Origin of the sequence: Paraburkholderia sp. 31.1, from assembly GCF_014397645.1 — a bacterium.
Taxonomy (GTDB): Bacteria; Pseudomonadota; Gammaproteobacteria; order Burkholderiales; family Burkholderiaceae; genus Paraburkholderia; species Paraburkholderia tuberum.
This window is the reverse complement of record NZ_VZQN01000234.1, coordinates 1-301: the sequence shown is the minus strand read 5'-3', so window position 1 is coordinate 301 and position 301 is coordinate 1. Positions and strand designations below refer to the sequence as shown.

The following is a 301-nucleotide window of genomic DNA, read 5'->3' as shown; positions in this document are numbered from 1 at the left end:
TCGTGATCGACAACGGCACGCCGGTTGGCGAGACGCAGGTCGACGAGGACGGCAACTGGAGCTTCACGCCTGATACGCCGCTGGACGAAGGCAAGCACGAGTTCACGGTGGTGGAGCGCGATCCCGCGGGCAACGAAAGCAGGCCGTCGGAGCCGCACGTGGTAGTCGTGGACACGACTGCGCCGGACCAGCCAGTCATTGGCGAAGTGATTGACGACGAAGGTCCGATCCAGGGGCCGGTGGGCAATGGCGAGAGCACGGACGACACGACGCCGACGCTGGTGGGCAAGGGTGAACCGGG

At 66.1% G+C, this 301-nt stretch carries 1 protein-coding gene; it reads left to right on the top strand.

The window, feature by feature from the left end; translation table 11 throughout:
• A partial coding sequence (locus F6X37_RS36110) for an Ig-like domain-containing protein (protein ID WP_187614702.1) occupies window positions 1-301 on the top strand: 301 nt, incomplete at both ends.